This window comes from Streptomyces aurantiacus (genome assembly GCF_001418335.1).
GTDB lineage: Bacteria > Actinomycetota > Actinomycetes > Streptomycetales > Streptomycetaceae > Streptomyces > Streptomyces aurantiacus.
In genome coordinates, this window is the sequence record NZ_LIPP01000203.1 from 1 (window position 1) to 26,641 (window position 26,641).

The window sequence follows — 26,641 nt, forward strand, 5'->3', positions numbered from 1 at the left end:
GGCTGCGGGTGCGTTGTGGCTGGTCGCGCAGTTCCCCGCGCCCCTGAAAAGCCAAAGATTGCGCCGTTCCCCGCGCCCCTGGAAGCGAAAGATTGCGCCGTTCCCCGCGCCCCTTAAAAGATTGCGACCCCAAGACGTGGGGTGTTCAGAAGCTTGGGCCGCCTGCTTTGTCGCCTGCTGCTGACAGGCGGCCCCATAGGAGGTCGGCCAGGGCGTGGACCAAGTCGGCGCGGGCGCAGGGGCGTTCGCCCAGCCACCAGTCGCCGGCCGCGTGCATCATGCCGACGATGCCGTGGCCCCAGACACGGGCCAGCTGCTGGCTGTTCGGGCCGAGGTCGACGCGCTCCTCGATGACGTCTGCGAGTTCCTCGCCCATGCGGCGCAGCAGCGGGAACGAGTACGCCCCCACGTCGAAGCCCTGGTCGCCCTGCGGGCCGCCTTCCGACGGGTGCATCAGGAAGCGGTAGACCTGAGGGCGTGCCTCGATCGCCGCGAGGTAGGTGTCGAGCGTGGCCTCCACCCGCTCCCGGCGCTCGGCGGGCGCGTCAAGGGCGGCCCGCAGTGCTCCGAGCAGGGCGTCGGTGTGCCGCTTGGCGAGGGCGGCGTACAGTCCGCCCTTGTCGCCGAAGTGGCGGTACAGGATCGGCTTGGTGATGCCCGCCTCCGCCGCGATGGCGTTCATGGAGGCGCCCGGGCCGTCGCGGAGCACCACCCGGTCGGCGGCCTCCAACAGCTCGCGCCGTCGGCGGTCGGCGGACCTCTGCTGATCGGTCCGCTGCGTGGTGTCCATGATCTCTCCCCACCCGTGCTGATTCGGTGACGCCTGCGCAACGTAACACCATGCGCCGACCACGCCTCGAACGGGCTGCCGAGCTGGAACGGGGAGTTGACTTTTACTACTCGCCAGTAACAGACTACTGTTACCGTAAGTAACATGTAAGTGCAGCGCTGGAGGGGACATGGCCGAGTTCACCATGGAGCTCAACGACGAACAGAAGGAGGTCCGGGACTGGATCCACGGCTTCGCCGCCGACGTCATCCGCCCCGCGGCCGCCGAATGGGACGAGCGGGAAGAGACTCCCTGGCCGGTCATCCAGGAGGCCGCGAAGATCGGCATCTACTCCCTGGACTTCTACGCCCAGCAGTACTTCGACCCCACCGGCCTCGGCATCCCCATGGCCATGGAGGAGCTGTTCTGGGGCGACGCGGGCATCGCCCTGTCGATCGTCGGTACCGGCCTCGCCGCCGTGGGCGTCCTCGCCAACGGCACGGAGGAACAGATCGGTACCTGGATCCCCCAGATGTACGGCGACGCGAACGACGTCAAGGTCGCCGCCTTCTGCTCCTCCGAGCCCGACGCCGGCTCCGACGTCGCCTCGATGCGTACGCGGGCCGTGTACGACGAGGCCAAGGACGAGTGGGTCCTCGACGGCACCAAGACGTGGGCGACCAACGGCGGTATCGCCAATGTGCACGTCGTGGTCGCGGTCGTGGACTCCGAGCTGGGCTCCAAGGGCCACGCGTCCTTCATCGTCCCGCCGGGCACGCCCGGTCTGTCGCAGGGGCAGAAGTTCAAGAAGCACGGCATCCGCGCCTCGCACACCGCCGAGGTCGTCCTGGAGAACGTCCGGGTCCCCGGCTCCTGCCTCCTCGGCGGCAAGGAGAAGCTCGACGAGCGGCTCGCCCGCGCCCGGGAGCGCGCCAAGGCGGGCAACGGTGAGCGGACGAAGAACGCGGCGATGGCCACGTTCGAGGCGTCCCGCCCGGCCGTCGGCGCGATGGCGGTCGGCACGGCGCGGGCCGCGTACGAGGTCGCCCTCGACTACGCCCGTACCCGCGAGCAGTTCGGGCGGCCGATCATCGACAACCAGGGCGTCGCGTTCCAGCTCGCCGACATGCGTACGTCGATCGACGCGGCCCGGCTGCTGGTGTGGCGCGCCTCCTGGATGGCGGTGAGCGGAAAGCAGTTCACCTCCGCCGAGGGCTCCATGTCGAAGCTGTTCGCCAGCGAGACCGCGAAGAAGGTCACCGGGCAGGCGATCCAGATCCTCGGCGGCAACGGGTACACGCGGGAGTACCCGGTCGAGCGCATGCACCGGGACGCCGCCATTTACACGATTTTCGAGGGTACGAGTGAGATCCAGCGGCTGGTGATCGCGCGGACCCTGTCCGGGATGCCGATCCGTTGAGGACGGTGGTCAGCTGCGGGTGCGTCGTGGCCGTTCGCGCAGTTCCCCGCGCCCCTGAAAAGCGGGGCTGCGCCCCGGCTTTTCGCCCTTGAGCCACAGTGGACCGGCACTGTTACGACCGCGGGACGCTAGTGGTGTCGCAGCGGCGTCAACTGCTCGATGTCGTACCGCGACCGCAGCTCCTCGATCGCCGCCACGTCCGGAGGACCCCCCGCGTCGAGGATCCGAAGCAGCTCCTCGAAATAGCGCTCGTGGTCCGGCGGCGGGGACGCCTGGAAGAACATCTTGGCCGGCTCCCCCGTGGGATTGGCGAAGGCGTGCGGGCAGCCGGGCGGCACGACGATCACCGTGCCGGGTGTCGCCCGTACCACCTGGTTGCCCGAACGCGACTGCCAGCGCTGCCAGTTGTCGGGCGTCCTGACCAGCGGCTCGAAGGCGAGCACGTCCAGCTCGCCCTCAAGGACGTAGAACAGCTCCTCGCTGCGCGTGTGGACGTGCGCGCCGACGTCGAAGCCGGGCGGCACGAGCACCTCGAAGCTGGACGCCGCCCGCGAGTGCGTGCCGGTCACCTTGAACGTCACGTGCTGGGCCGGCGTCCGCACCGTACGGCCGTGCCCCGGGGGCACCAGCAGGCCCTCGGGCGGCGTGAGCGCGGTCACCAGGTGACGGGCAGGGCCTCGGGCCCGCGGATCAGTGCGCCGCGCCGCCACGGAACCTCGTCCTCCGAGACCGACAGGCGCAGCGTCGGAATCCGGTCGAGGAGCGTGTTCACCAGCAGCTCCGACTCCAGGCGGGCGAGCATGCCGCCCACGCAGTAGTGCGGACCGTGCCCGAACGCCACATGCGGGTTGGGGTCACGCTCGAAGTCGATCCGGTCGGGGTCGGGGAAGACCTCCGGGTCCCGGTTGGCGGCCAGATAGGACACGTAGATCGCATCGCCCTCCCTGATCCGTACGCCGTGCAGGACGACGTCCTCCATGGCGATCCGGGACAGACCGACGGCGTTGCGGTGCGGGATGTAGCGCAGCAGCTCGTCGAGGGCCTGGGGGCGCAGCTCCGGCTCGGCGCGCAGCCGGTCGAACAGCGCGGGCCTGGTCAGCAGGATGTAGAGCATCTGCCCGGTGTTGTTGGTGACGGCCTCGCCGCCGATCTGGATCGGACCCGCGAGCGCCACCGCCTCCTCCTCGGTGATGTCGCCCCGGCCGACCGCGGCGCCGAGCAGCGAGGTCACGTCCTCGCCCGTCGCCCCGCGGCGCTCGGCGATCAGCTTGGCGAAGTACACCTCCATGTCCCGCTTGGCCTTCTCGCTGGCCTTGGCACCCTGCGAGGAGGAGAGGATCGACTGCGTCCAGACGTGCATGGTGTGCCGGTCGTCGGCCGGGACCCCCATCAGCTCGCAGATGACGCCGATGGGGAAGGGCGCCAGGACCCGGTCGATCAGATCGGCCGGCGGCCCGTCCCGGAGCATGTCGTCGAGCATCGCGTCGAGGGTCTGCTGGGCGTTCGCGCGCAGCCGTTCGACGCCGCGGTTGGTGAATGCCGCGTTCACCGCCCTGCGCAGCCGGGCGTGGTCGGGCTTGTCGACGAAGCTCATCGCGCCCGGCGCCGGGATGAAGTGCGGTGCCAGCCGGGTGACCTCGCGGCCGAGCACCGCTGCGCGGCTGAACCGGGAGTCGTTCGTCACCAGCCGTACGTCCTCGTAGCGCGTGACCAGCCAGGCCCAGCCCTCGCCGTTGGGCAGCTGGATCCGGTTGACGGGGCCCTCGCGCATCAGCTCGGACAGGACGGGGTCGAAGTCGACCCCGGTCAGGTCCAGGGCCGGCCAGTGCCGTACCGGAGGCGGCGCCGTCGTTTCTTCGCTCAATGTCATGTCATGCCATTTCTTCGCTCGTACGGTGCCAGCGGCCCAGCGACATCTCGGCGGTGATCCCCGGCCCGAAGCCGGCGAGCAGTCCGCGCGCCTGATGATGGGAGCCCCCCTCGTCGAACAGCCGGCGCAGTGCGTCCAGGACGACGGCGCTGGCGATGTTCCCGTACTCGGTGAGCGTCGCCCGGCTGAACCGGAAGGCCTCCGGTGCCACTTCGAGGAACGTGCTGAGGTCGTCGAGGATCCGCGGACCCCCGGCGTGGATGATGTAGAAGTCCAGGTCGGACGCGTCCCAGCCGTGCAGGCCCGCGAGGTCCTGGAGGGCGGGGGCGAGGGGTTCCATGGTGCCCGGCACCCGCTTGTCCAGCAGGAAGTGAAAGCCGGTGGCCCGGACGTCGTACATGATCCAGTCCTCGGTCTTGGGGATCAGGTACGAGCCGTTGCGCTCCAGGCGGATGCCCTCGCCGCCCTGTCCGCGCACCACCGCGGCGGCGATGCCGTCCCCGAACAGGCCGTTGCACAGCAGCGAGCCGACGCCGAGATCGGTCGGCTGGTAGCACAGCGAGCAGAACTCGCAGGCCACGATGAGCGCGTTGGCCTCGGGGTACGCCGTGCAGAAGTCGTGCGCGCGGTTGATCGCGGCGCCCCCGGCGGCGCAGCCGAGCTGAGCGATGGGTATCTGGCGGGTGTCGCTGCTGAAATCCATCGTGTTGATCAGCCAAGCCGTCAGCGAGGGCATCATGAAGCCCGTGCACGACACGTAGATGATCACGTCGATGTCGGTGGCCAGGACCTCCGCGTCGTCGAGAGCCTGCTGGACGACGGCCGGGACACGGCTTTTCGCCTCGGCCTCGTACACCTTGTTGCGCGCCGCGAAGCCGGGGTGCTTCAGCGTCTCCTCGATGGGCTGCACGATGTGCCGGGTGCGTACACCGGTGTTCTCGATCAGCCGGAGCGCCAGCGGCAGCTGGGGGTGGTCGGGGTGGCGGGAGCGCGCCAGTTCGAGCGTCTCCTCCATCGTGATCACGTATTCCGGAACGGAGACCGCGGGTCTGCACAAAGTCGCCATGTGCCTGCGCCTTCTCTCGCCCGCCGGGGGACTCCCTCTCCCCGGCGGAAGGATGGTCCCACCACGATCGCCCGCCGGCCCCCGGATCTCGCGCCGGACTACTCCAAACCGGGGACACGCCTCCGAAGAGGGGCGCGCCCCTCAGGGGCGCGGGGAACTGCGCGCTCAGCCACAACCGGCCGGCAGTGATCGGACGACCTCAAGACGGCCCCCTCAACCTCCGGAGGACCCCCCGCTGCTGTGCGCGATGCACGCCACATCGATCCGGTCAGCCAGCTTCGCCAGCTCGATGGTGAGCGCCGCGACGGTGTCCTCGTCGAGCCCGTCCTGCCCCGCCTCCACCAGATGCAGCCACCGGCCGCCCATCGTGCGCAGCAGCTTGCTCACATCGGCGGCGGCCACCTGCAAGGTCCCGCGGTCGTCGACGATCAGCGGCAGGGTCACTTCGCGGTTCACACGGGGGATCGTAGCCGCGGAACGCTCACGCTCCGTGCCATACGGTCGTGATGTTGCAGAACTCTCGGATTCCGTGCGCCGAGAGCTCACGCCCGTAGCCGGACCGCTTGATCCCGCCGAACGGGAACGCCGGGTGGGACGCCGTCATCCCGTTGACGTAGACCGCGCCGGCCTCCAGATCTCGTACGAAACGGTCGATCTCGCTCTCGTCGCGGGTCCAGACGTTGGAACTCAGTCCGAACGGCGAGTCGTTGGCGATGGCCACCGCCTCGTCCAGGCCGGCGGCCCGGTAGAGGGTGGCGACGGGCCCGAACGTCTCCTCGTGGTGGATGCGCATCGCGGGCGTGATGTCGGCGAGGACGGTGGGCGGGTAGTACCAGCCGGCCCCGTCGGGGCGCTCCCCGCCGCACAGCACCGTCGCACCGCTCTCGACGGCGTCGTCGACCAGTTCGGTGAGGTCGTCGCGGCCCTGCTCGCTGGAGAGCGGGCCGACGTCCGTGTCCTCGTCCAGCGGGTCGCCCACCGTGAGGGCCTGCATGCCCGCGGTGAAGCGCTCGGCGAAGGCGTCGAAGACGTCCGTGTGCACGATGAACCGCTTGGCGGCGATGCAGGACTGCCCGTTGTTCTGCACCCGGGCCGTCACCGCGGTGCTCGCCGCCCGGTCGATGTCCGCCGACGGCATCACCACGTACGGGTCGCTGCCGCCCAGCTCCAGGACGGTCTTCTTGACCTCGTCCCCGGCGACCGAGGCGACCGAGCGGCCCGCCGGTTCGCTGCCGGTCAGGGTGGCCGCCTTGATCCGGGGGTCGCGCAGGATGTCCTCGACCGCGCCCGAGCCGATGAGCAGCGTCTGGAAACAGCCCTCCGGGTAGCCCGCCCGGCGGAACAGCTCCTCCAGATAGAGGGCGGTCTGCGGGACGTTCGAGGCGTGCTTGAGCAGCCCGACGTTGCCCGCCATCAGCGCGGGCGCGGCGAAGCGGATCACCTGCCAGAGCGGGAAGTTCCACGGCATGACGGCGAGGACAGGACCGAGCGGGCGGTAGCGCACGAGCACGCGGGAGGCGCCGGAGTCCTTCGCGTCGGCCGCCCCGCCCTCCTCGTCGGCGAGGAGTTCCGCGGCGTGGTCGGCGTACCAGCGCATCGCCTTCGCGCACTTTGCGGCCTCGGCGCGGGCCTGCTTGACCGGCTTGCCCATCTCGGTGGTCATCACCCGGCCGATGTCCTGCGCGTCGCCCTCCAGGAGGTCGGCGGCCCGGTGGAGCAGCCGCGCGCGCTCGGCGAAGGAGGTGGTGCGGTGGTTGTGGAACGCCGCCTCGGCGGTCGCGAGGCGGTGTTCGATCTCCTCGTCGCTGAGGGCGTCGTAGGTTTTGAGGGTTTCGCCTGTTGCCGGGTTCACGGTTGCGATGGGCATTGCTTCGACCTCCTGATGCGGGTGCGTTGTGGCTGGTCGCGCAGTTCCCCGCGCCCCTCAGGGGCCCGAGTGCCCTTCGAGGCGGTCCAGGAACGTCGTCTGGGCCTTGATCAGCAGACGGCGCGCTCTGTCCATGCCCAGCCACTCCACGCGGTCCAGCTCGGGAAACTCCTGGAGGCGGCCCGAGCCGCGGGGCCACTCCATCGTGAAGGTGCCGGGGACCATGGCCGTCGGGTCGAGGTCCGCCTCGATCGCCCAGGCGGTGACGACCTTGCCGTTCGTCTGGGTGACCTCGCCGAGGGGGACGGGCTCGCCGTCGGGCGGTGGCAGTCCCAGTTCCTCCTCGAACTCGCGGCGGGCGGCGTCCCAGGCCGGTTCGCCGGGCTCGTACTCGCCCTTCGGCACGGTCCATGCCCCGGCGTCGCGCCGCGCGAAGAACGGGCCGCCCATGTGACCGAGGAGCACCTCGACGCCGCGCCGGGAGCGGCGGAACAGGAGCAGGCCCGCGCTGCGCTTCACGACGGCGGTCACGGAGTGATCTCCGGGTGTGCGGCGAGCAGGGTCTCGACGGTGTCGGCCTCCGCCGGGGTCTTGTCCTCGCGGTAGCGCACGAGGCGTGCGAAGCGCAGGGTGACGCCCGCCGGATAGCGCGTGGAGCGCTGCAGACCGTCGTACGCGATCTCCACGACCAGCTCCGGACGGACGGTCACCACATGGCCGCTCTCCTCGACGGCGAGTGCCTGGAGCCGCTCGGTCTGCCAGGCCAGCATCGCGTCCGTCATGCCCTTGAAGGTCTTGCCCAGCATGGCGAACGAACCGTCCGGCCTGCGCGCGCCCAGGTGCAGATTGGAGAGCTTGCCGGTACGCCTGCCATGGCCCCACTCGGCGGCCAGCACGACCAGGTCGAGGGTGTGTACGGGTTTGACCTTCAGCCAGGAGGCGCCGCGCCGGCCCGCGCTGTAGGGGGCGTCCAGGGACTTGAGTACGACCCCCTCGTGACCGCGCGCGAGCGTGTCGGTGAGGAACCGCTCGGCGGCGGCCCGTGCCGTCTCGTCCGCGGGATCCGCCACGAGGGTGCGCCGTACGCGCATCGGCTCGGGGACCAGCCGGGCGAGCTCCGCGTGGCGGTCCGCGAACGGCAGGTCGAGCAGGTCCTGGCCGTCCACGGACAGGACGTCGAAGAAGACGGGGGAGACGGGCACGGCCTCGGCGGCCGTGGCGACGTCCACCCGAGAGCCCACCCGTCCTGCGGTCTCCTGGAAGGACCGGGGCCGCCCGTTCTCGTCGAGCGCGATGACCTCACCGTCCAGGATGAAGCGCTCGCCCTTCAACTCTTCGGCTGCGCTGACGAGTTCGGGCAGCCGGTCGGTGATGTCGTCGAGGGTGCGGGTGTAGAGCCGTACGTCGTCGCCGGCGCGGTGGACCTGGACGCGGATGCCGTCGAGCTTCTCTTCCACCACACAGGCGCCGAGCTTGTCGACCGCCTCGGAGACGGACGGGGCGCTGTGCGCCAGCATCGGCAGCACGGGCCGGCCCACGGTCAGCCGGAAGGCCTCCAGGGCCGCCGGTCCCTCCGCGAGCAGCCGCTCGGCCACGGCCTGGAGCGAACCCGCCAGCATCACCGCCCTGCGGACGTCGACGGCGGGCGTGCCGGTCGCCAGGGCGAGGCCCTCGACCGCGACGGCGTCGAGGGCGCCCTGCCGCACCTCCCCGCTGATCAGCGCGAGCAGGAACCGCTGCTCGGACTCGGTGGCCGCGCCCATCAACTCCCCGACCAGCCGCGACCGCCGGGCCTGCGCACCGGCGCCGGAGACCGCGCCCAGCTCGGTGAGGAGGGAGTCCACGTCCCGCACGGTCAGCGTGGACTCCTCGGCGGGCCGGACGGGCGCGCCGAGGGTCTTCCAGCCGACACCGAGCCGCCCCTGGGGCAGGCGGCCCGCCAGGTACGGGATGACGATCGGCACGTCGTCCGCCTCCGCGTCCCGGAACAGCTCCGCGAGCAGAGCGACCTTCCGGGACCGCGCCGAGGCGGCGGCGACCTCCTGGGACACACGGGCGAGCCGGGTCAGCAGCATGCAGCCATGGTGCAACGCGGGCGCCCGGTCTACACCCGGACGGCCGCGTCCAGGTCGGCGAAGAGCAGGTCTCCGTTGATGGTGGCCCCGGCCCGGTAGCCGCCGCTCGCCGCGTTCACGACCTGCTCGGCGAAACCGACCGCGTTGCCCGCCGCCCAGACGCCGGGCACGCTGGTCAGACCCGTCGCGTCGACCACGGGGTACGTACCGAACGGGGTCTCCTGGAGCTCGGCGCCCAGCTGCTCAAGGAGGCCGGTGCGGGGAACGGGCCGGGGCGCCACGAACAGCACCGAGCGCTCGTGCGCCGTGCCGTCCGCGAGCCGGACCGCGGTGAGCCGGTCGTCGACGACGTCGAGGCCCGCGACCTCACCGGGCACCACGTCGACCCCGGCCGCGGCGAGCCTGCGCAGCTCGTCGTCCGCGAGTTCGTCCTCGGCGACCGTGTGCAGGAACAGGGTCACGTCCTTGGACCACTGGGAGACGATCAGGGCCTGGTGCACGCTCATCGGGGTCGTGGCGAGTACGCCGAAGGCCTGGTCCCTGACCTCCCAGCCGTGGCAGTAGGGGCAGTGCAGCACGTCCCGGCCGAAGCGCTCGGCGACACCCGGCACCGCCGGCAGCTCGTCCGCGAGGCCCGTGGCGACGAACAGCCGGCGCCCGTGCACCGCGCGCCCTCCTTCGAGCGTCACGTCGAACTCCCCGGCCGCGTCCCGCGCCGCGTCCACCGCCCGGCCCCGGACGACTTCGACGCCGTACCGCGCGATCTCCTCGCGTCCCGCGGCGAGGAACTCGGCCGGTGACATCCCGTCCCGGGTCAGATAGCCCTGCATGTGGGCCGCAGGCGCGTTGCGCGGCTCTCCCGCGTCGATCACGAGCACGCTCCGGCGCGCGCGCCCCAGGACGAGCGCCGCGGACAGTCCTGCCGCGCCGCCGCCGACGACGACCACTTCGTATGTATCGGTCATGGTGACCACCTCCACCGAAAAGGTCGCCCCACAGCTCCCGTATTGACAAATGTCTTTGCCGAAACTGCAATACAGGTATGAGCGAGCACGCGGATCACGAGGAGCGCGAAGGGCGCGAGGGGTTCGGCGCGGTCGACGTCGACGCGAACGGCGCCGACGCGGCCGGTACGGAGGAAGTCCTGGCGGAGGTCGGCCCCCGGCTGCGCCGCGTCCGCAAGGAGCGCGGCGCCACTCTCGCCGGGCTGTCCGCCGCCACCGGCATCTCCGTGAGCACCCTGTCACGCCTGGAGTCCGGCCTGCGCAAACCCAGCCTGGAACTGCTGCTGCCCATCGCCCGCGCCCACCAGGTGCCCCTCGACGAACTCGTCGGAGCACCGCAGGTCGGCGACCCGCGCATCCGGGCGGCGAAGCCGATCGTCATGCACGGCCGTACGCACTGGCCCCTCACCCGCCAGCCCGGCGGGCTCCAGGCCTACAAGGTGCTCGAACCCCGGCGGAAGGAGGAACCGGAGCCGCGTACCCACGAGGGCTACGAATGGCTGTACGTGCTCTCCGGGCGGCTGCGCCTCGTGCTCGGCGACCACGACGTGGTGCTCGGCGCGGGGGAGGCCGCCGAGTTCGACACGCGGGTGCCGCACTGGTTCGGGTCGACGGGGGAAGGGCCCGTGGAGTTCCTGAGCCTCTTCGGGCGGCAGGGGGAGCGGATGCACGTACGGGCGCGCCCGAAGCGCGGCGGCCGGGCCGACTGACATCGCCCTGGCGGTGGTGGACATCGGAAGGTTCCGACGGTTCCCCGATGAGCAAGCGACCGCTTAGTATGCGAGGGAGCCCGGTCAGACGAAGCAGTCCCGTGGAGGCCCCGGATGCAGGCATGGCAAGTGCACGAGAACGGCGAGCCCGGCGAGGTGATGCGGCTCGCGGAGGTGGAGCGGCCCACGCCCGGTGACGGGCAGGTCCTGCTGAAGGTGCGCGCCGCGAACATCAACTTCCCGGACGCCCTGATGTGCCGCGGGCAGTACCAGGTCAGGCCGCCGCTGCCGTTCACCCCCGGCGTGGAGATCTGCGGCGAGACCGACGACGGCCGGCGGGTCGTCGCCAACCCGGCGCTGCCGTACGGCGGCTTCGCCGAGTACGCCGTCGCGGACGCCGCGGCCCTGCTGCCCGCCCCCGAGTCGCTGGACGACGCCGAGGCGGCCGCCCTGCACATCGGCTACCAGACGGGCTGGTTCGGCCTGCACCGCCGGGCCCGCCTGGAGGCCGGCGAGACGCTGCTCGTGCACGCCGCCGCGGGCGGGGTCGGCAGCGCGGCCGTCCAGCTCGGCAAGGCGGCGGGCGCCACCGTCATCGGCGTCGTCGGCGGCGCCGACAAGGCCGCGGTCGCCCGGGAACTGGGCTGCGACGTCGTCGTGGACCGGCGCGCGCAGGACGTCGTCGCGGCCGTCAAGGAGGCCACCGGCGGCCGGGGCGCCGACGTGATCTACGACCCCGTCGGCGGGGACGCCTACACCCAGTCCACCAAGGTCGTCGCCTTCGAGGGCCGGATCGTGGTCGTCGGCTTCGCGAGCGGGACGATCCCCAGCCCGGCGCTCAGCCACGCCCTGGTGAAGAACTACGCGATCCTGGGCCTGCACTGGGGTCTCTACGGCACCAAGGACCCCAAGCTGATCCTGCACTGCCACGAGCAGCTGACCGCGATGGCCGCCCGGGGGGCGATCAAGCCGCTCGTCAGCGAGCGCGTGCCGCTGGCCGGTGCCGCCGCGGCCGTCCAACGGCTCGCCGACGGCGTCACCACGGGCCGCGTCGCCGTGGTGCCCTCCCTGGAGAACGGAGCAGCCGCATGACCGACGCCGCGAGCAGGGACGGGGCCGGCCGGGACGGGGCGATCGACGCCGCCGAACTGCGCTGCCGCACTCAGGAGTTGCTGGCCGCGCGCCCGGTCGCCGACACCGACCGCACGGACTTCCTGAGGGCCCGCTTCGACGCGGGCCTCGCCTGGGTGCACTATCCGGAGGGGCTCGGCGGCCTCGGCGCGCCGCGCTCCCTACAGACCGTCGTGGACACCGAGCTTGAGGCCGCGGGGGCGCCCGACAACGATCCGCGGCGCATCGGCATCGGCCTCGGCATGGCCGCGCCGACGATCCTCGGCTTCGGCACCGAGGAGCAGAAGCGCCGCTTCCTCAGGCCCCTGTGGGTGGGCGAGGAGGTCTGGTGCCAGCTGTTCAGCGAGCCGGGTGCCGGCTCCGACCTGGCGGCCCTGGGCACGCGCGCCGTCCGGGACGACGCGGGCGACTGGATGGTCAACGGCCAGAAGGTGTGGACGTCCAGCGCCCACGTCGCCCGCTGGGCCATCCTCATCGCCCGTACCGACCCGGACGTGCCCAAGCACCGCGGCATCACGTACTTCGTCTGCGACATGAGCGACCCCGGTGTCGAGGTGCGGCCCCTGCGTCAGATCACCGGCGAGGCCGAGTTCAACGAGGTCTTCCTCACCGGCGTCCGTATCCCCGACGCACACCGCCTCGGCGAGGTCGGCGACGGCTGGCGGGTCGCGCAGACCACGCTCATGAACGAGCGGTTCTCCATCGGCGGTATGCGCATCCCGCGCGAGGGCGGGATGATCGGGCCCGTCGCGAAGACCTGGCGCGAGCGCCCCGACCTGCGTACCCACGATCTGCACCAGCGGCTGCTGAAGCTGTGGGTCGAGGCCGAGGTCGCGCGGCTCACCGGCGAGCGCCTGCGCCAGCAGCTGGTCGCGGGACAGCCGGGCCCCGAGGCCTCCGGCATGAAGCTCGCGTTCGCCCGACTCAACCAGGAGATCAGCGGCCTGGAGGTCGAACTCCTCGGCGAGGAAGGCTTGTCGTACGACGACTGGACGATGCGCCGCCCCGACTTCGTCGACTTCACCGGCCGGGACGCCGGCTACCGCTACCTGCGTGCCAAGGGCAACAGCATCGAGGGCGGGACCAGCGAGGTCCTGCTGAACATCGTCGCCGAACGCGTGCTGGGCCTGCCCTCCGAGCCGCGCACCGACAAGGACGTCGCCTGGAAGGACCTGGCTCGATGACAACGCAGAGCGCGACTCCCGACCTGCTGTACTCGGAGGAGGAAGAGGCCCTCCGTGACGCCGTGCGCGGCCTGCTCAGCGACCACTGCGACCCGGCCGGCGTGATCGCCCGCACGGAGTCAGGGGCGCCGCACGACCGCGAGGCGTGGAAGGCGCTCGCCGAGGGCATGGGCCTCGCGGGCCTGCTGGTGCCCGAGGCGCGGGGCGGCCAGGGCGCCACCCACCGCGAAGCCGCCGTCGTCCTGGAGGAGCTGGGCCGCGCGGTCGCGCCCGTGCCGTATCTGACGAGCGCGGTCGTCGCCACCGAGGCGCTGCTGGCGTGCGACGCCGACGACCTTCTCGCCGAGCTGGCGTCCGGACGGCGTATCGGCGCCCTCGCCGTCGCCCTGAACGTCGCCCCGAGCGCCGCCTACAAGGCCGTACGGTACGAAGGTGGCGCCCTGCACGGGGAGTTGACCGGTATCGCGGACGCGGTCGCCGCCGATGTGCTGCTCGTTCCCGCCGGGGACGGCGGGCTGTACGCGGTCGACACGCAGGCCGTGACCGTCACCCCGCAGGTGTCCCTGGACCTGACCCGCCCGGTGGCGAAGGTCGTTTTCGACGCGGCGACCGCCCGCCGCGTCGGCGACGCCGAACCCGCCGTACGCCGTGCCCTGCGCGCCGGAGCCGGGCTGCTCGCCTCCGAGCAACTCGGCCTCGCCGAATGGTGCTTGACGGAGACGGTCCGCTATCTGAAGGAGCGCAAGCAGTTCAACCGCCCGGTCGGCGGCTTCCAGGCGCTGAAGCACCGGCTGGCCCAGCTGTGGCTGGAGACCGTCGGCGCCCGTGCCGCCGCCCGCAACGCGGCCGACGCGCTGGCCACCGGCAGCACGGACACGGACGTGGCGGTCGCGCTCGCCCAGGCGTACGCGGCGCCGGTCGCCGTCCACGCCGCGGAGGAGGCGCTCCAGCTGCACGCCGGCATCGGCATGACCTGGGAGCATCCGGTGCACCTCTACCTGAAGAGGGCCAAGGCCGACTCGCTCGCGTACGGCACGGCGGGCAACCACCGAGAGGCACTGGCCGGGCTGGTGGACCTCCAGGCTCCCTGATCCCGTGAACTGCTGACCCACCGGCATGTACCGCAGTACCGCACGAAGGCCCGTTCCTGCCACGACGAATCCTGCCGCGACGAAGGCCCGTTCCTGGGAAGGACCGGGCCTTCGTCGCGGCCGCGCCCTGGGCCGCCCTGGCTGCCCCGGCCGCTCCCGGCGAAGTGAACACACAGCGGCGGTCCGGCCAACTCCCCGCACGGCTCTGCTCCTTGGGCGCGTCGACGTTCCATACTCTCCCCAGTCCCCACTCCGCCGACCGGGGCGCCCCGCGGCCCCGTACGGCACTCCCAGGGAGGCAGACATGGCCCTCACCACCCGTCGCAGAGCCCTCACCACCCTCGCCGCCGGACTGGCGGGCAGCATCGCCGTGCCCGCGTACGCACAGGCCGGCGAGGACAGCCGGCACCGGCCGAGCCCGCTGTGGCGTGCCCACGCCCACAACGACTACCTCCACCCCCGGCCCCTCCTCGACGCGCTCGACCACCGCTTCGGCAGCGTCGAGGCGGACATCTACCTCGTCGACGGCCAACTCCTCGTCGCCCACGACCCGGTGGAGCTCGACCCGGCCCGCACCCTGGAGTCCCTCTACCTGAACCCGCTCGCCGCCCGCGTGAAGGCCAACCGCGGCTCGGTGTACCGGGGGCACCGCAGGCCGGTCCAGCTGCTGATCGACATCAAGACCGAGGGCTCGGCCACGTACCTCGAACTGGACCGCCGACTGCGCCCCTACCGGCACCTGTTCACCACGTACGTCCATGGCCGCGTCCTTCCCGGCGCGGTGACGGCCGTGATCTCCGGCGACCGCGCGGCCCGGGTGCCCATGGAGGCCCAGAGCGTGCGGCGCGCTTTCTACGACGGCCGGCTCGCCGATCTCGGCAGCGCGGCCCCGGCCTCCTTCATCCCGCTGATCAGCGACAACTGGACGCTCAACTTCAGCTGGCAGGGCGTCGGCCCGTTCCCCGAGGCCGAACGGCAGAAGCTGCGCGGGATCATCTCGGCGGCGCACTCCCGTGGCCAGAGGATCCGCTTCTGGGCCACCCCCGACCTGGCGGGCCCCGCCCGTGACGCGGTCTGGGGCGAACTCCTCGCCGCGGACGCCGACCACCTCAACACCGACGACCTCGCCGGACTTGAGACCTTCCTGGACACCCGCCGACGGGCGTAGCACCCCCTGGCCCAGCCCCAGCGCTTTCACGCACAGTCAACACACGTTCGGCGGACACGTCAGCCGCCCGGACGAACCGCCCGCTACGCCACACTTGCGGCCGAAAGCCGCGGTGTGGGCGTGGCGGAGGAGGTTGACGGTGGCCATTTCCATTTCTGTGGTGCTGCTGCTGGTGATTCTGACGGTGGTCTTCCTGCGCAACGGCGCGCTGAAGATGTCGCACGCCGTGGTCTGCGTTCTGCTCGGCTTCTATCTCGCGAGCACCAGCATGGCGCCGACCATCCACAACGGGCTCACGGCGACCGCCGACATCGTCAGCGGCCTCAGGCCGTGAGCCCGCGCCGACAACTCCGCGGTCGGGCCCGTCGTCAGGCTCGTGAGAACACGCCGATGCCGTTGGGCACCGGGCGTTCGGCGCCGCCGCTCGGGTGGTTGCGTACGGTCGCGGCGGCCGATCCCGGGGCCCGGGCGGCCAGCGTGGTGGAGCCGCCGCCGTCCAGACTGAACGCGTCCGTCGAACCCAACTGCTTCATGGCGTCGGCGACTTCCGCGACGGTGAGACCGGTGCGGAACTCGGGCGCCCCGTCCAGTGCCAGGAGCAGCAGCCGGGTGCCGCCGTCGGAGATGCCCGCCGCGGTCCGTACCGCCGCCGTCGCGTTGTCGAGGCCCGCGAGCGGCCGGCCGCCCCGCAGGACCGGATAGCCGCCGATCGCGAAGTGGTACGGAACCTTGGACGTGGCCGCCACCAGCCGGTGTCGCACCGTGACCCGCTCGCCCACGGACAGCTTCCGCAGCTGCTGGGCCCCCGCCTCCCGGCCGACCAGAACGGTGGTGTCCGAAGCGATGGTTCCGCTGCCGGGGGTGTCGGCCGATGACACGACCCGGCCGTCTCGCACCGTCACCTCATGGGTGTCCGTACTGCAGGGCTCGGCCCGGTCGGTGTCCGTGCCGCAGGTGGCCCGCACCCGGGAGACCTGCCCCCAGTCCGAGGTGAACGCTCCGACGGAGCCCACCGGCAGCGCGTACTGGTTGAGGCCGCCGAGCGGTAGCCGTGTCCCGGTGGTCTCGACGGAACCGTCCAGGGCCAGGCTGTCGAGGCGGGCCCGGTGGTCCGTACCCACGCCGAGCACGTCCTCGGTGCTCGTGCCGGGCGGCAGAGCGGGACCGAAGCGCTGGCCGTCCGGGACCGCCGCCTTGAAGGTGTGCCCGTATCCGACAGCCGGGCCGACGGACGCGCCGGTCGCTTCGACGCCCGGATGCTGGGCCTCGGAGATGTTGAAGAAGTCGCCGTTGACGCCGGCCACGGCACCCTGCGCGTCCGTCAGCCGCGAGACCGTGGCCCGGGACGCGACCGCGCCGGGGTGGAGCAGATCGACGCTCACCCGGGGGTTGCCGAGATCGATGCTGAGCACGTGTGCGTGCGCCATACCCTTGGCGGCCGGGATGTCGAGCTCTGTGTAGCGCACGCCCGGCGCGAGTCGGCTGAAGCCCGGCGCGCCGCTGGCCGGTGCCGCCCCGGCGAGGGCGGCACCGGCCAGCGCGCTCCATGCGGCGAAGACCGTCAGTGCGGTTCTGAGTCGTCCGGTGCGTAGTCCCACGCGTAGCCCGGTGCGTTGTGCCGCGCGTCGTGCGGTGCGTCGTGTCACGGTGCCCTGCTCTCTCCGCTGTCTCCTCAAATGGCCCAGGACACAAGGGAGTTCACCACAGTGTGGGTGCCGTGACGGCGACTACGTGCCGACGAGACGCGAACGGGTCAGGAAACGTACCCCTTCGGGTGCCTCCAGGGAGAAGCCGCTGCCCCTGCCCGCCACCACGTCCACGATCAGCCGGGTGTGGCTCCACGCCTCGAACTGGCTCCGTGACATCCAGAACGTGACCGGTTCCTCGACGCCCTCGACGGCCAGTGAGGCGAGCAGCACGTCCGAGTCGCCGGTCCTGAACTCGCCCTCCGGGTAACACATGGGCGCGCTGCCGTCGCAGCAGCCGCCGGACTGATGGAACATCAGCGGGCCGTGCAGGGCCCGCAGCTTGCGCAGCAGCTCGGTCGCGGCTGGTGTCAGCTCCACGCGTGGGGCGGATGGGGGCACGGTGCATCACTCCTCATCGCTTCGGGCGTACCGGGTCGGGTCATGGCCACTGCCGCGGACCCTACCGAGCCGAAGCCCACGCGTCAGGCCCTGCGGACGTCCTGGAGTCAGGCAGCCGGTTCGTCCGTTCGCCAATGGATGTCGTTAATGTCGTGTACGTCGTGGACTCAGGTCGCCGTCGGCTCGCCCGCCGACGCGCGCAGATGCTCGATCCCGGTGTCGAGCGCGGCTTTGAGGTGGGTCGAGTCGCCCGTGGACATCATGATGGTGACGCCTCCCTGGATGCCCGCCAGCAGCGCGGCCGCCGCCCGGTCCACGTCGAGGGCCGGTGACACCAGGCCGTTCGACCGGAGGGCGCGCATGCCGCGGGCGAGTTGCTGCTGCCATTGGCGCATCAGCTCGCTCACGATCGCCCGTGCACCGGGATGGGACCGCCCCACCTGGAGGAACAGCGCGGCCAACGGGCAGTGGTCGCCCTGGCGCTCATAGCGTTCCACCACCACGTCGCGCCACTGCTGCCAGGACTCCCACGAGTCCAGCCGGCCCAGGTGCGGCTGCTGGTCCTCCAGGACGCGGTCGGCTTCGAACCGGGCCACCGCCAGCAGCAGCTCGTCCTTGCCGGCGGGGAAGTAGTGGAAGAGCTGGCTCTTGCTCGTGCCGGTCCGGCCGCGGATGTCGTCGAGCGTCGTGAAGGCGACGCCCTGCTCGCGCAGTACCTCGGCCGCCCCGCCGATGATGCGGGCCCGGGTGGCCCGGCCCTTCACGGTCGCCGCGTCCGGCATCCGGCCTCCTTGGTCCCGGCCTCCTGTGTTCCTGGCACCTCACTGTACCTCCGTTCTGGACTTGCTGGTCCATTTTCTGCGGCGCACAGTGGTCAGCACACGGCGAAGACAAGGGAGATCGCGTCATGAGCGAACGGCTGCGGAACAAGACGGCGCTGGTCACGGGCTCGACCAGCAATATCGGACAGGCGATCGCCGAGGCGTTCGCCGCCGAGGGCGCCCACGTCATCGTGTCCGGGCGCAATCAGGAACGGGGCGCACAGGTCGTCGAAGGGATCCGCGCGTCCGGCGGCCGGGCCGATCTCCTGGTGGCGGACCTCGACGGCAGCGCGGAGGCTTCCCGGGTCCTGGCGGACCGGGCCCGTGAAACCCTGGGCGGACGGATCGACATCCTGGTGAACAACGCCGGCGTCTACCCGGCCCCCGGCACGGTCGACACCGACGAGAAGACGTTCGACGAGGTCTACGGGGTGAACGTGAAGGCACCGTTCTTCCTCACCGCCGCCGTCGCGCCGGGCATGGCGGAATCCGGCGGCGGGGTGATCATCAACCTCGGCTCGTGGATCGCGCGTCTGGGTGTTCCCCTCGGGGCGCTCTACAGCTCCACCAAGGGAGCCATGGAGACACTCACCCGGGCCTGGGCCGCGGAGTTCGGCCCGATGGGGGTACGGGTGAACGCCGTGTCGCCGGGCGTGATCCTGCCCCCGACGCCGGAAGGCGGCGAGCCCCATCCGGGCGAGATCATGATGAAGGGCACCCCGGCCGGTGGCGTCGGCACGGCGGACGCCATCGCGCATGCCGTGGTCTGGCTGGCCGGTGAAGAAGCGAGTTTCGTGCACGGCACCGTGGTGGACGTCGACGGGGGCAGGACAGCGGTCGCCGTCATCGCCGCGTAGGCCCATGGTGCGGGACACCCGCTGCCGGCCACCCGGAGCGAGCCGCTCACCAGGAGCGAGCCGGCCAGGCGGAGAATGACCCTCAGCGCATCGTCGGGCACATGAGGAGAGAAGAAGCGATGAAGCACATCACACTGCGTGACCTGGACGTTTCCCGTATCGGGCTGGGCGCGATGGGTATGTCCCACGGCTACACCGGCGCCGGATCCGACGACGCGGAGTCCGTCCGCACCATTCACCGCGCCCTGGAACTGGGCGTGACCTTCGTCGACACCGCCGAGGTCTACGGCCCCTACACCAACGAGGAGCTCGTCGGCCGCGCACTGAAGGGCCGCCGGGACCAGGTCGTGCTGGCGACCAAGTTCGGCCTGATCTCTCACACCGGCCGGCAGGGCCCCACGGACAGCAGCCCGGCCGGCATCCGCCTCGCTGTCGAAGGCTCCCTCAGGCGCCTGGGCACCGACCGCATCGACCTGTACTACCAGCACCGCGTCGACCCCGGAACCGCGATCGAGGACACCGTCGGGTGCCTGGCCGAGCTGGTCACCGAGGGCAAGATCCGGTACATCGGCCTTTCCGAGGCGGGTCCCGACACGATCCGTCGCGCCCACGCCGTCCACCCGGTCACCGCCGTCCAGTCCGAGTACTCGCTGTTCACCCGCGACCCCGAGGCCCGCGTACTGCCCGTGCTGCGCGAGCTGAACATCGGCTTCGTGCCCTTCTCACCTCTCGGACGCGGCTTCCTGACCGGCACGATCCGTTCCACCGACCAGTTCGACGCCACCGACTTCCGCGCCGACAACCCCCGGTTCACCGAGGAGAACTTCCAGCACAACCTTCACCTGGCCGGCGAGGTCGCCGCCGTCGCCGCGCAGGTCGGCGCGACCCCGGCCCAGGTCGCCCTCGCGTGGCTGCTGGCCCAGGGCGACGACATCGCGCCCATCCCCGGCACCAAGCGGGTGGCCCGCGTCGAGGAGAACACCGCCGCCGACGCCGTCCACCTCACCGACGAACAGCTCGCGCAGCTCACCGGCCTCCCCCCGGCCGCCGGAGACACCCACAACGAGTCCGGCATGCGCATCATGGAGCGGTGAAGCCTGCTCCCTTCCCCGCGCGGCGCGGCACGGGCGCCGCTCAGACGACCTGCTGTCCCACCAGGACCGCCGCGCCGGCGACCGCCACCGCCATGGCCGCGGTCCTGGTGCGCCGTACGTCCAGGTGCCGGCCGAGCGGACGGGCGAGCAGGACGCCGGCCAGGGCGGCGGGGGCGAGCAGCGCGGTGCGCCGCAGGGAGTGCGCGCCGACGGCACCGGCCATCGTCAGCGCGGCCAGGCTCATCAGTGAGCCGACGAGGAAGAAGGTGCTCATCGTGGCGCGCAGCCGTGCTCCGCTCAGCCGCTGCCACACCATGGCCATGGGAGGGCCGCCGATGGACGTCGCGGTGCCCATGAGCCCCGACGCCATCCCGGCCAGCAGCACCGAGGAACGTCGCTCCCGGGGTACGTAGCCGGCGATGCTCAGCGCGACTCCGGCGAGCACCACCGCGGCGATGAACAGCGTGAGGTACCGGGCGGGCAGCAGGGCCACGAGCAGCGCGCCCGCCAGTACTCCCGGCACCCGTCCGGCGAGCGCCCAGCCGCAGCCGCGCAGGTCCGCTCCGTGCCGTTCGCGCGCCACGACCATCGCCGTCACACCGGTGGCGAGCAGCAGGACCACCGTCGGCGCCAGGGACGGGTCGACGAGGGCGAAGACCGGCGCCGCGATCATGCCGAGGCCGAAGCCGATGGACACCTGCAGCAGCGCGCCGACGCCCACGGTGAGGGAGAGCAGGGCGAACTCCACCCCGCTCATGCCCACGCGGACTCCGCCTCCAGCGGGAAGTGGCACAGCGCCGTGTGGGAGTACGCCTGGGAGGACGCGTGGGAGTCGTCCGCGTCCCGCGTCTCCCGCGCGACCAGTGGCGGCGCCTCGGTTGCGCACAGGTCCTCGGCACGCGGGCACCGGGTACGGAAGCGGCAGCCGGACGGGATGTCGAAGGGCGAGGGGACCTCTCCCTGGAGGAGGATCTCCCGGTCGCCGGTGGCGTGGGAGGCGTCCAGGACCGGCGCGGCCGACATCAACGCCGCGGTGTAGGGGTGCCGCGGGTGGTCGAACACGTCCTCGGTCTCGCCGTGCTCGATGACCTTGCCCAGGTACATCACGGTCACCCGGTCGGCGATGTACCGCACCACGGACAGGTCGTGGGAGATGAACACGTAGGCGACACCGAGGCGTTCGCGAAGCTCCGACAGGACGTTCAGGACCTGGGCCTGTACCGACAGGTCAAGGGCGGAGACCGGCTCGTCGCAGACGATGAGGTCGGGGTCCAGGGCCAGCGCGCGGGCGATGCCGATGCGCTGGCGCTGTCCGCCGGAGAACTCGTTGGGGTAGCGGTGGGCGTCGCTGTCGCGCAGCCCGACCAGGGACAGCAGTTCCCGGACGCGCTTGTCCTGGGCCTTCGCGCCGGGTACGACGTCCCGGTGGGTGCGCCAGGGCTCACCGATCAGGTCGGCGGCCGACATGCGTGCGTTGAGCGAGGCGAAGGGGTCCTGGAAGACCATCTGGACACGGCGGCGCCAGGCCAGCAGGTCCTTGCCGCGCAGGGCGAAGGGGTCGGTGCCGTCGAACCGTACGGTGCCGGCGTCCGGACGCTCCAGGCCGAGCAGCACCCGGGCGAGGGTGGACTTGCCGCAGCCCGACTCGCCGACGAGCCCGAGGGTCTCGCCCCGGCCGAGCCGTATGTCCACCCCGTCAAGGGCGGTCAGCCGGCGGCGGCCGTGGCCGAAGGTCTTGGTGACGCCGCGGACCTCCAGCAGGGGCCCGGACTCCTCCGCTCCGTCGGCGGCGGTGGCAGCACGAGTGGGGGTGGCGGTGGCGCGGCTCTCAGGCGTGCCGTTCTCAGGCATGCGGCTCTCAGGCACGGGCGAGCTCCTCGGAGAAATGGCAGGCGGCCGAGCGTCCGTCGCCCGACGTGCGCAGGGTCGGCCGCTCCTGGACGCAGCGCTCGCGCACCAGCGGGCAGCGGTCCTGGAAGACGCAGCCGGTCGGCACCGCGCTCAGTTCGGGCGGGCTGCCGGGCACGGCGGGCAGCGGGCGTCCGCGTACGGCGTGTTCCGGAACCGAGTCGAGCAGTCCCCGGGTGTAGGGGTGGCGGGGGTCGGCGAACACGTCGCGCACCGGCCCGTTCTCGACGACCGTGCCCGCGTACATGACGACCACGTCGTCCGCGCGCTGGGCGACCACGGCCAGGTCGTGCGTGATCAGGACGAGGGCCATCTCCCGCTCGTCCTGGAGGTCCCGCAGCAGTCGCATGATCTGCGCCTGCACGGTCACGTCCAGAGCGGTGGTGGGTTCGTCGGCGATGAGGACGTCGGGGTCGAGGGCCACGGCCATCGCGATCAGCAGCCGCTGCCGCATGCCGCCGGAGAACTGGTGCGGGTAGGAACGGGCCCGCTGCCGCGGCTCGGGGATGCCCACCCGGGTCATCAGCTCGATCGCCTTCTCGTGTGCCTGGCGTCGGGAGAGCCCGCGGTGGATGCGGAACGGCTCGCCGATCTGCCGGCCGACCGGCTGTACCGGGTTGAGAGCGGTCAGGGCGTCCTGGAACACGATCGACAGCACGGGCCCGGCGAGTCTGCGGCGCTGTGCCGGGCTCATCTTCAGGGTGTCGTCACCCCTGACCCGGACGGCGCCGCCGGTCACGTCGGCGGCGGGGTCCAGCAGCCCCACGACCGACAGCGCGGTCATCGACTTGCCGCAGCCCGACTCGCCGAGCAGGGCGAGGGTACGGCCCCGGCGGACGCTGAAGCTGACGCCGTCGACGGCGCGTACCCGCCCGGCGGGTGTGCTCAGGTCGACACAGAGCCCTTCGACGTCCAGGGCGGGCGCGTCGGCGGCGGGCGGCGAGGGCACGGCGGTGTTCGTCGTCACGGGATCAGCTCCGGGGGTACGGCGGCGGAGGCACCGCGGCGCTTCGTGGGCAGCGTCAGTCGCCAGCGCTGGGCGGGGTCGGTGGCGATGCGGGCCCAGGCGGCGAGCACCGTGGCGGACACCGTCGTGAACACGATGGCGAGCCCCGGGAGCACGGTGATCCACCAGGCGCTCTGGAGGTACTGCCGGCCCTGGGCGACCATCAGGCCCCAGCTGACGTCCGGGGGCTGGATGCCGATGCCGAGGAAACTGAGCGACGACTCGGTGAGCATGACGAAGCAGAAGTCGAGGGTGGCGACCGTCAGCAGCGTCGGCAGGGCGATCGGCAGGATGTGCCGGCGGATGATGTCCCGGCTCGGGGTGCCGAAGGTGCGGGCCGCGTCCACGAACAGGCGGCTGCGCAGTTCGGCCGCCTCCGCCCGCGCGGTGCGCAGATACACCGGTATACGGGCCACGGCGAGGATCAGCACGATGTTCAGCGCGCTCGGCGAGAACACGTACAGCACGACCACCGCGATCAGCAGCGAGGGGAAGCTGAGGATCACGTCGGCGACGCGCAGGGCGACGCTCTCGCGGCGGCCCCCGTGGTAACCGGCCCACAGACCGAGTGCCGCGCCGATCACCAGCGAGCACAGCACGGCAGGGACGGCCACGGACAGGGTCGTCGCGGCGGCGTCGACCAGCCGGGCCAGCACGCTGCGTCCCAGGACGTCGGTGCCGAGCAGCCCGTACACCCCGTCGCCCACGGACGGTGGCCGCAGGGAGGCGTCCAGGTCCTGCCGCTGCGCGCGGTCGCCGATGACGAGCCGGCCGAAGAGCGCCACGAGGGTGACCAGGGTGAGGACGACGGCTGCGACGGACGCCGCGCGGTCGCGGCCCAGCATCCGCCACCAGCTCGCCCGGTGGGGAGTGGCCCGGGCGGCCGGGGGGCGATCGGCCGTGGGTCGGTCGGCCCCGGGTCCGGTGTCGTCCGTGTCGTCCGCGGTGGTGGGATCTTCTCGGCTCATGGTGCTTCCGTTTCCTTCGCTCACGCCGGCACCGCCTGTCGTACCCGGGGGTCGGCCAGCGCGTGGCAGACGTCGACCAGGATGTTGAGCGCGAAGATCGTCACCGCGGTCAGGAGCACGGCTGCCTGGAGGACCGCGAAGTCGCGCTGGAGGATGGAGTCGATCATGAGTTTGCCGATGCCGGGCCAGCCGAAGATCGTCTCGACGATCACCGCGCCGTTGACCAGGCCCACCGCGAGGTCACCCGCCACGGTCAGGACCGGGGTCACCGCGTTGCGCAGGGCGTGGCCGAAGATCACCCGCTGGGGCGTGGCGCCCTTGCTGCGGGCGATCTTGACATAGGGGGCGGAGAGCGCGGTGACCATGCTGCCGCGCACCACCTGGACCAGCACTCCGAAGGGGCGGATCAGCAGGGTGGCGATGGGCAGTACCCAGATCTCGGGTCCGCCGAGGGTGCCGGAGGTCGGCAGCCACCCGAGACTCACACCGAAGACGAGTACGCCCATGATGGCGAACCAGAAGTCGGGAATGCTGGCGGCCGTCATCGACAGCAGGCTGGCGATCCGGTCGACCGGCGAGTTGGGGCGGTAGGCGGCCAGGCTGCCGACCACCACCGCTCCGGTGATCGCGAGCAGCATGGTCATGCCGGCCAGCTGCAGCGTGACCGGGAAGGCGTCGAGCACCATCTCGGTCGCCGGCTGCCCGGTGCGCAGCGAGGTGCCGAAGTCTAGGTGCGCGGCGTCGACGAGGTAGTTCCACAGCTGGGCGGGGATCGACAGGTCGAAGCCCTGGGCGGCGGAGAACTCCGCGCGCTGCTCGGCGGTGGCGCTCAGCGGGAGGTAGAGGTCGACCGGGTTGCCGGTCATGCGGGCCAGGAAGAAGACGCCCAGCACCACACAGAACAGCGGGATGGCGCTGGAGATCATGCGTTTGCGCAGGAAGGGGAACATGTCAGTGCTTCGCCCCCTCGGCGGGGCCGACCTCGGCCAGCCGCAGTTCGTCGCCGGTGGCGGAGTTCGGCTCGTACCGGATCGACGGTGACAGGCCGAGCAGTCCGGTCATGTGGGCGATGTGGGTGTACTGGACGACGGTCTCGTTCTGGCGGGCGAGCAGGTCGGCGAACGCCTTCTGGCGCTTCTCGCCGGACAGCAGGCCCGCGCCGGCGATGCGCCGGTCGAGGTCCTTCGTGCCGAAGGCGGACTGGGGTCCGTCGCTGAGCAGGTACTGGCTGGTGGTGAAGGCCGCGTCACCGGCCTGGTTGCCGTGCATGATCAGCAGGGCGATGGGCCCGACGTTCTTCGGCAGCGGCCTCAGCTGGTACTGGAGCTGGGTGGCGGTGTCGGCCATGCGCACCCGTACGCTCAGCCCGATCTGCTCCATCTGGTACTGCAACGCCTCCGCGGTCTCCGACACCCCGGAGAACATGCCGTTGCGGGCGACCAGGGTGATGGTGCGTCCGGTGGGCACGCCGTCGGCCTTCGCCTCCTTCACCAGGGACCGGGCCTCGGCCACGTTCTGCGAAGTCGGCTCGATCGCGTCGTTGTGTCCGACCACCCCGGGCGGCACGAGCTGCCCCGCCGGTTCGGCCAGCCCGCCGAGCAGGGCGTCGATGATGCCCTGCCGGTCGACGCCCAGGTCGATCGCCCGGCGCACCCGCAGGTCGTCGAGCGGCGCCTCGCGGCCGTCAAGCCGCAGTGCGGTCGTCTCGTTGTTGGGATAGGCGGCGGTGGTGTCCTTCTCCGCCTCCATCGAGTCGAGCGCGACGGCGATCTCCGCCTCACCCTTGTCGATCATGGCGGCCCGGACACTGGCGTCGCTGCGCCAGACGTAGCGGGCCCTGGGGAAGGCGGGAGCCTTGCCCCAGTAGTCGTCGTAGCGGCTGAGGGAGATGGCGGTTCCGGTCTGCCAGGAGCGTACGGCGTAGGGGCCGGTGCCGACCGGGACGCGGACCTTGGCCTTGGTGTCGGTGGTCCGTGGCACGATCTCCACGAAGCTCAGGCGCAGCGGGAGGATGGGGTCGGGCTTCGCGGTGGTGACGGTCAGCCGGTTGTCGTCGACCGCCTTCACCTTCAGGTCGTCGTCGCCGAAGACATAGCCCTCGACGTTGCAGGCGAGGTCGGAGTTGACCGCCCGGTCGATCGAGAAGGCGGCGTCCTCGGCGGTGAACGGTTCACCGTTCTGGAAGGTCACCCCGCTGCGGGTGTCGAAGCTCCAGGTGCGGGGCCCGGTCTGTGTCCAGCCGGTCGCGAGCAGCGGGCGCAGGTCGCCGGAGTCGGGATCGCGTTCGACGAGCGGCTCGGTGATGTTGGACCGGACGACGACGCCGGTACCGGTCAGTGAGGCTTCGCAGGGTTCCAGCGTCGAGGGTTCCTGGGTGAGCACCACGCGCAGGGTGCGGCCGTCGGCCTGGCCGGCGTCGCCGCCGGCGCTGTTGGCCACGGCGCAGCCGCTGGACACCAGCACCGTGCAGGCCAGCAGCAGGGCGGTCGTCGGGCGGGGCCGCCGTCGTGCGGGCGGAGGGGAGGAAACGGAGGACTTCATCGTC

The 26,641-nt window shown here is 71.6% G+C and carries 27 protein-coding genes; 9 read left to right on the top strand and 18 right to left on the bottom strand.

From position 1 onward, the window contains the following. Window positions 1-145: 145 nt before the first annotated feature. Window positions 146-790 carry a TetR/AcrR family transcriptional regulator gene (locus tag AOK01_RS25295; RefSeq protein WP_055515507.1) on the bottom strand — a complete coding sequence of 215 codons (645 nt, stop codon included), beginning with the start codon at window positions 788-790 and terminating at the stop codon, window positions 146-148. Window positions 791-959: 169 nt separating this feature from the next. Between AOK01_RS25295 and AOK01_RS25300 the strand changes: the two genes are divergently transcribed. Beyond that, entirely contained in the window at window positions 960-2,189 is a 1,230-nt protein-coding gene (locus tag AOK01_RS25300) for an acyl-CoA dehydrogenase family protein (protein WP_055515509.1), read from the top strand. Between the two features lie 128 nt (window positions 2,190-2,317). Here the strand turns inward: AOK01_RS25300 and AOK01_RS25305 are convergent, their stop codons facing one another. The 8 genes from AOK01_RS25305 to AOK01_RS25340 form a co-directional block, all read right to left on the bottom strand. Continuing rightward, window positions 2,318-2,848: a cupin domain-containing protein gene (locus tag AOK01_RS25305; RefSeq protein ID WP_245702401.1), complete on the bottom strand. Its 531-nt coding sequence runs from the start codon at window positions 2,846-2,848 to the stop codon at window positions 2,318-2,320. Then, on the bottom strand, window positions 2,845-4,059 hold the full coding sequence (locus AOK01_RS25310) for a cytochrome P450 (RefSeq protein WP_055515511.1): 1,215 nt from the start codon (window positions 4,057-4,059) through the stop codon (window positions 2,845-2,847). Before AOK01_RS25310 ends, AOK01_RS25305 begins: the two co-directional genes overlap by 4 nt. A gap of 1 nt (window position 4,060) precedes the next feature. Then, window positions 4,061-5,125 carry a type III polyketide synthase gene (locus tag AOK01_RS25315; protein ID WP_055515514.1) on the bottom strand — a complete coding sequence of 355 codons (1,065 nt, stop codon included), beginning with the start codon at window positions 5,123-5,125 and terminating at the stop codon, window positions 4,061-4,063. A 213-nt stretch (window positions 5,126-5,338) separates the two neighbouring features. Next, window positions 5,339-5,581, bottom strand: a complete 243-nt coding sequence (locus tag AOK01_RS25320) for a DUF6213 family protein (RefSeq protein WP_055515516.1) — start codon at window positions 5,579-5,581, stop codon at window positions 5,339-5,341. Between the two features lie 25 nt (window positions 5,582-5,606). After that, the gene (locus AOK01_RS25325) at window positions 5,607-6,992 is read right to left on the bottom strand and encodes an NADP-dependent succinic semialdehyde dehydrogenase (protein WP_055515518.1); all 1,386 of its coding nucleotides are present in this window, start codon (window positions 6,990-6,992) and stop codon (window positions 5,607-5,609) included. A 57-nt stretch (window positions 6,993-7,049) separates the two neighbouring features. Beyond that, window positions 7,050-7,511, bottom strand: a complete 462-nt coding sequence (locus tag AOK01_RS25330; protein ID WP_055515571.1) for an NUDIX hydrolase — start codon at window positions 7,509-7,511, stop codon at window positions 7,050-7,052. An 8-nt stretch (window positions 7,512-7,519) separates the two neighbouring features. Next, on the bottom strand, window positions 7,520-9,067 hold the full coding sequence (locus AOK01_RS25335; RefSeq protein ID WP_055515519.1) for an ATP-dependent DNA ligase: 1,548 nt from the start codon (window positions 9,065-9,067) through the stop codon (window positions 7,520-7,522). A gap of 29 nt (window positions 9,068-9,096) precedes the next feature. Beyond that, window positions 9,097-10,032: an NAD(P)/FAD-dependent oxidoreductase gene (locus AOK01_RS25340; protein WP_055515572.1), complete on the bottom strand. Its 936-nt coding sequence runs from the start codon at window positions 10,030-10,032 to the stop codon at window positions 9,097-9,099. A gap of 77 nt (window positions 10,033-10,109) precedes the next feature. Here AOK01_RS25340 and AOK01_RS25345 point away from each other — a divergent pair, with 77 nt between their 5' ends. The 6 genes from AOK01_RS25345 (at window position 10,110) to AOK01_RS25370 (ending at window position 15,689) form a co-directional block, all read left to right on the top strand. Continuing rightward, window positions 10,110-10,781, top strand: a complete 672-nt coding sequence (locus AOK01_RS25345; RefSeq protein WP_245702403.1) for a helix-turn-helix domain-containing protein — start codon at window positions 10,110-10,112, stop codon at window positions 10,779-10,781. 114 nt (window positions 10,782-10,895) lie between these two features. Continuing rightward, entirely contained in the window at window positions 10,896-11,873 is a 978-nt protein-coding gene (locus tag AOK01_RS25350; protein WP_055515521.1) for an NADPH:quinone oxidoreductase family protein, read from the top strand. Beyond that, the gene (locus tag AOK01_RS25355) at window positions 11,870-13,096 is read left to right on the top strand and encodes an acyl-CoA dehydrogenase family protein (protein ID WP_055515523.1); all 1,227 of its coding nucleotides are present in this window, start codon (window positions 11,870-11,872) and stop codon (window positions 13,094-13,096) included. The genes AOK01_RS25350 and AOK01_RS25355 overlap by 4 nt, the downstream gene beginning before the upstream one ends. After that, window positions 13,093-14,187, top strand: a complete 1,095-nt coding sequence (locus AOK01_RS25360) for an acyl-CoA dehydrogenase family protein (RefSeq protein ID WP_055515525.1) — start codon at window positions 13,093-13,095, stop codon at window positions 14,185-14,187. Before AOK01_RS25355 ends, AOK01_RS25360 begins: the two co-directional genes overlap by 4 nt. A gap of 304 nt (window positions 14,188-14,491) precedes the next feature. Beyond that, window positions 14,492-15,355, top strand: coding sequence for a phosphatidylinositol-specific phospholipase C/glycerophosphodiester phosphodiesterase family protein (locus tag AOK01_RS25365; RefSeq protein WP_055515527.1), 864 nt, complete (start codon window positions 14,492-14,494; stop codon window positions 15,353-15,355). A gap of 139 nt (window positions 15,356-15,494) precedes the next feature. Continuing rightward, window positions 15,495-15,689, top strand: coding sequence for a hypothetical protein (locus AOK01_RS25370; RefSeq protein ID WP_055515529.1), 195 nt, complete (start codon window positions 15,495-15,497; stop codon window positions 15,687-15,689). Between the two features lie 34 nt (window positions 15,690-15,723). Here AOK01_RS25370 and AOK01_RS25375 read toward each other — a convergent pair whose 3' ends face one another. The 3 genes from AOK01_RS25375 to AOK01_RS25385 form a co-directional block, all read right to left on the bottom strand. Beyond that, window positions 15,724-16,953 carry a phosphodiester glycosidase family protein gene (locus tag AOK01_RS25375; protein WP_213862149.1) on the bottom strand — a complete coding sequence of 410 codons (1,230 nt, stop codon included), beginning with the start codon at window positions 16,951-16,953 and terminating at the stop codon, window positions 15,724-15,726. Window positions 16,954-17,082: 129 nt separating this feature from the next. Continuing rightward, window positions 17,083-17,442: a DUF779 domain-containing protein gene (locus tag AOK01_RS25380; RefSeq protein WP_055515531.1), complete on the bottom strand. Its 360-nt coding sequence runs from the start codon at window positions 17,440-17,442 to the stop codon at window positions 17,083-17,085. Between the two features lie 167 nt (window positions 17,443-17,609). Further along, window positions 17,610-18,224 (bottom strand): TetR/AcrR family transcriptional regulator, encoded by a 615-nt coding sequence (locus AOK01_RS25385; protein WP_055515533.1) that lies wholly within the window; start codon window positions 18,222-18,224, stop codon window positions 17,610-17,612. Between the two features lie 125 nt (window positions 18,225-18,349). Between AOK01_RS25385 and AOK01_RS25390 the strand changes: the two genes are divergently transcribed. Beyond that, a complete protein-coding gene (locus tag AOK01_RS25390; protein ID WP_055515534.1) occupies window positions 18,350-19,120 on the top strand; it encodes an SDR family NAD(P)-dependent oxidoreductase in 771 nt (256 codons plus the stop codon). Between the two features lie 119 nt (window positions 19,121-19,239). Beyond that, window positions 19,240-20,214: an aldo/keto reductase gene (locus AOK01_RS25395; RefSeq protein WP_055515536.1), complete on the top strand. Its 975-nt coding sequence runs from the start codon at window positions 19,240-19,242 to the stop codon at window positions 20,212-20,214. Between the two features lie 40 nt (window positions 20,215-20,254). Here the strand turns inward: AOK01_RS25395 and AOK01_RS25400 are convergent, their stop codons facing one another. Genes AOK01_RS25400 through AOK01_RS25425 form a run of 6 tightly spaced genes read right to left on the bottom strand, consistent with a single transcriptional unit; the run spans window position 20,255 to window position 26,637 of the window. Further along, the gene (locus AOK01_RS25400) at window positions 20,255-20,971 is read right to left on the bottom strand and encodes a sulfite exporter TauE/SafE family protein (RefSeq protein ID WP_055515578.1); all 717 of its coding nucleotides are present in this window, start codon (window positions 20,969-20,971) and stop codon (window positions 20,255-20,257) included. After that, a complete protein-coding gene (locus AOK01_RS25405; RefSeq protein ID WP_079103725.1) occupies window positions 20,968-22,065 on the bottom strand; it encodes an ABC transporter ATP-binding protein in 1,098 nt (365 codons plus the stop codon). Before AOK01_RS25405 ends, AOK01_RS25400 begins: the two co-directional genes overlap by 4 nt. 7 nt (window positions 22,066-22,072) lie before the next feature. Next, window positions 22,073-23,089 (bottom strand): ABC transporter ATP-binding protein, encoded by a 1,017-nt coding sequence (locus AOK01_RS25410; protein WP_079103726.1) that lies wholly within the window; start codon window positions 23,087-23,089, stop codon window positions 22,073-22,075. Then, the gene (locus AOK01_RS25415; RefSeq protein WP_055515538.1) at window positions 23,086-24,096 is read right to left on the bottom strand and encodes an ABC transporter permease; all 1,011 of its coding nucleotides are present in this window, start codon (window positions 24,094-24,096) and stop codon (window positions 23,086-23,088) included. The genes AOK01_RS25410 and AOK01_RS25415 overlap by 4 nt, the downstream gene beginning before the upstream one ends. Window positions 24,097-24,116: 20 nt before the next feature. Continuing rightward, window positions 24,117-25,046 carry an ABC transporter permease gene (locus AOK01_RS25420; protein WP_055515543.1) on the bottom strand — a complete coding sequence of 310 codons (930 nt, stop codon included), beginning with the start codon at window positions 25,044-25,046 and terminating at the stop codon, window positions 24,117-24,119. 1 nt (window position 25,047) lies between these two features. After that, a complete protein-coding gene (locus AOK01_RS25425; protein WP_055515545.1) occupies window positions 25,048-26,637 on the bottom strand; it encodes an ABC transporter substrate-binding protein in 1,590 nt (529 codons plus the stop codon). Window positions 26,638-26,641 lie beyond the last annotated feature (4 nt).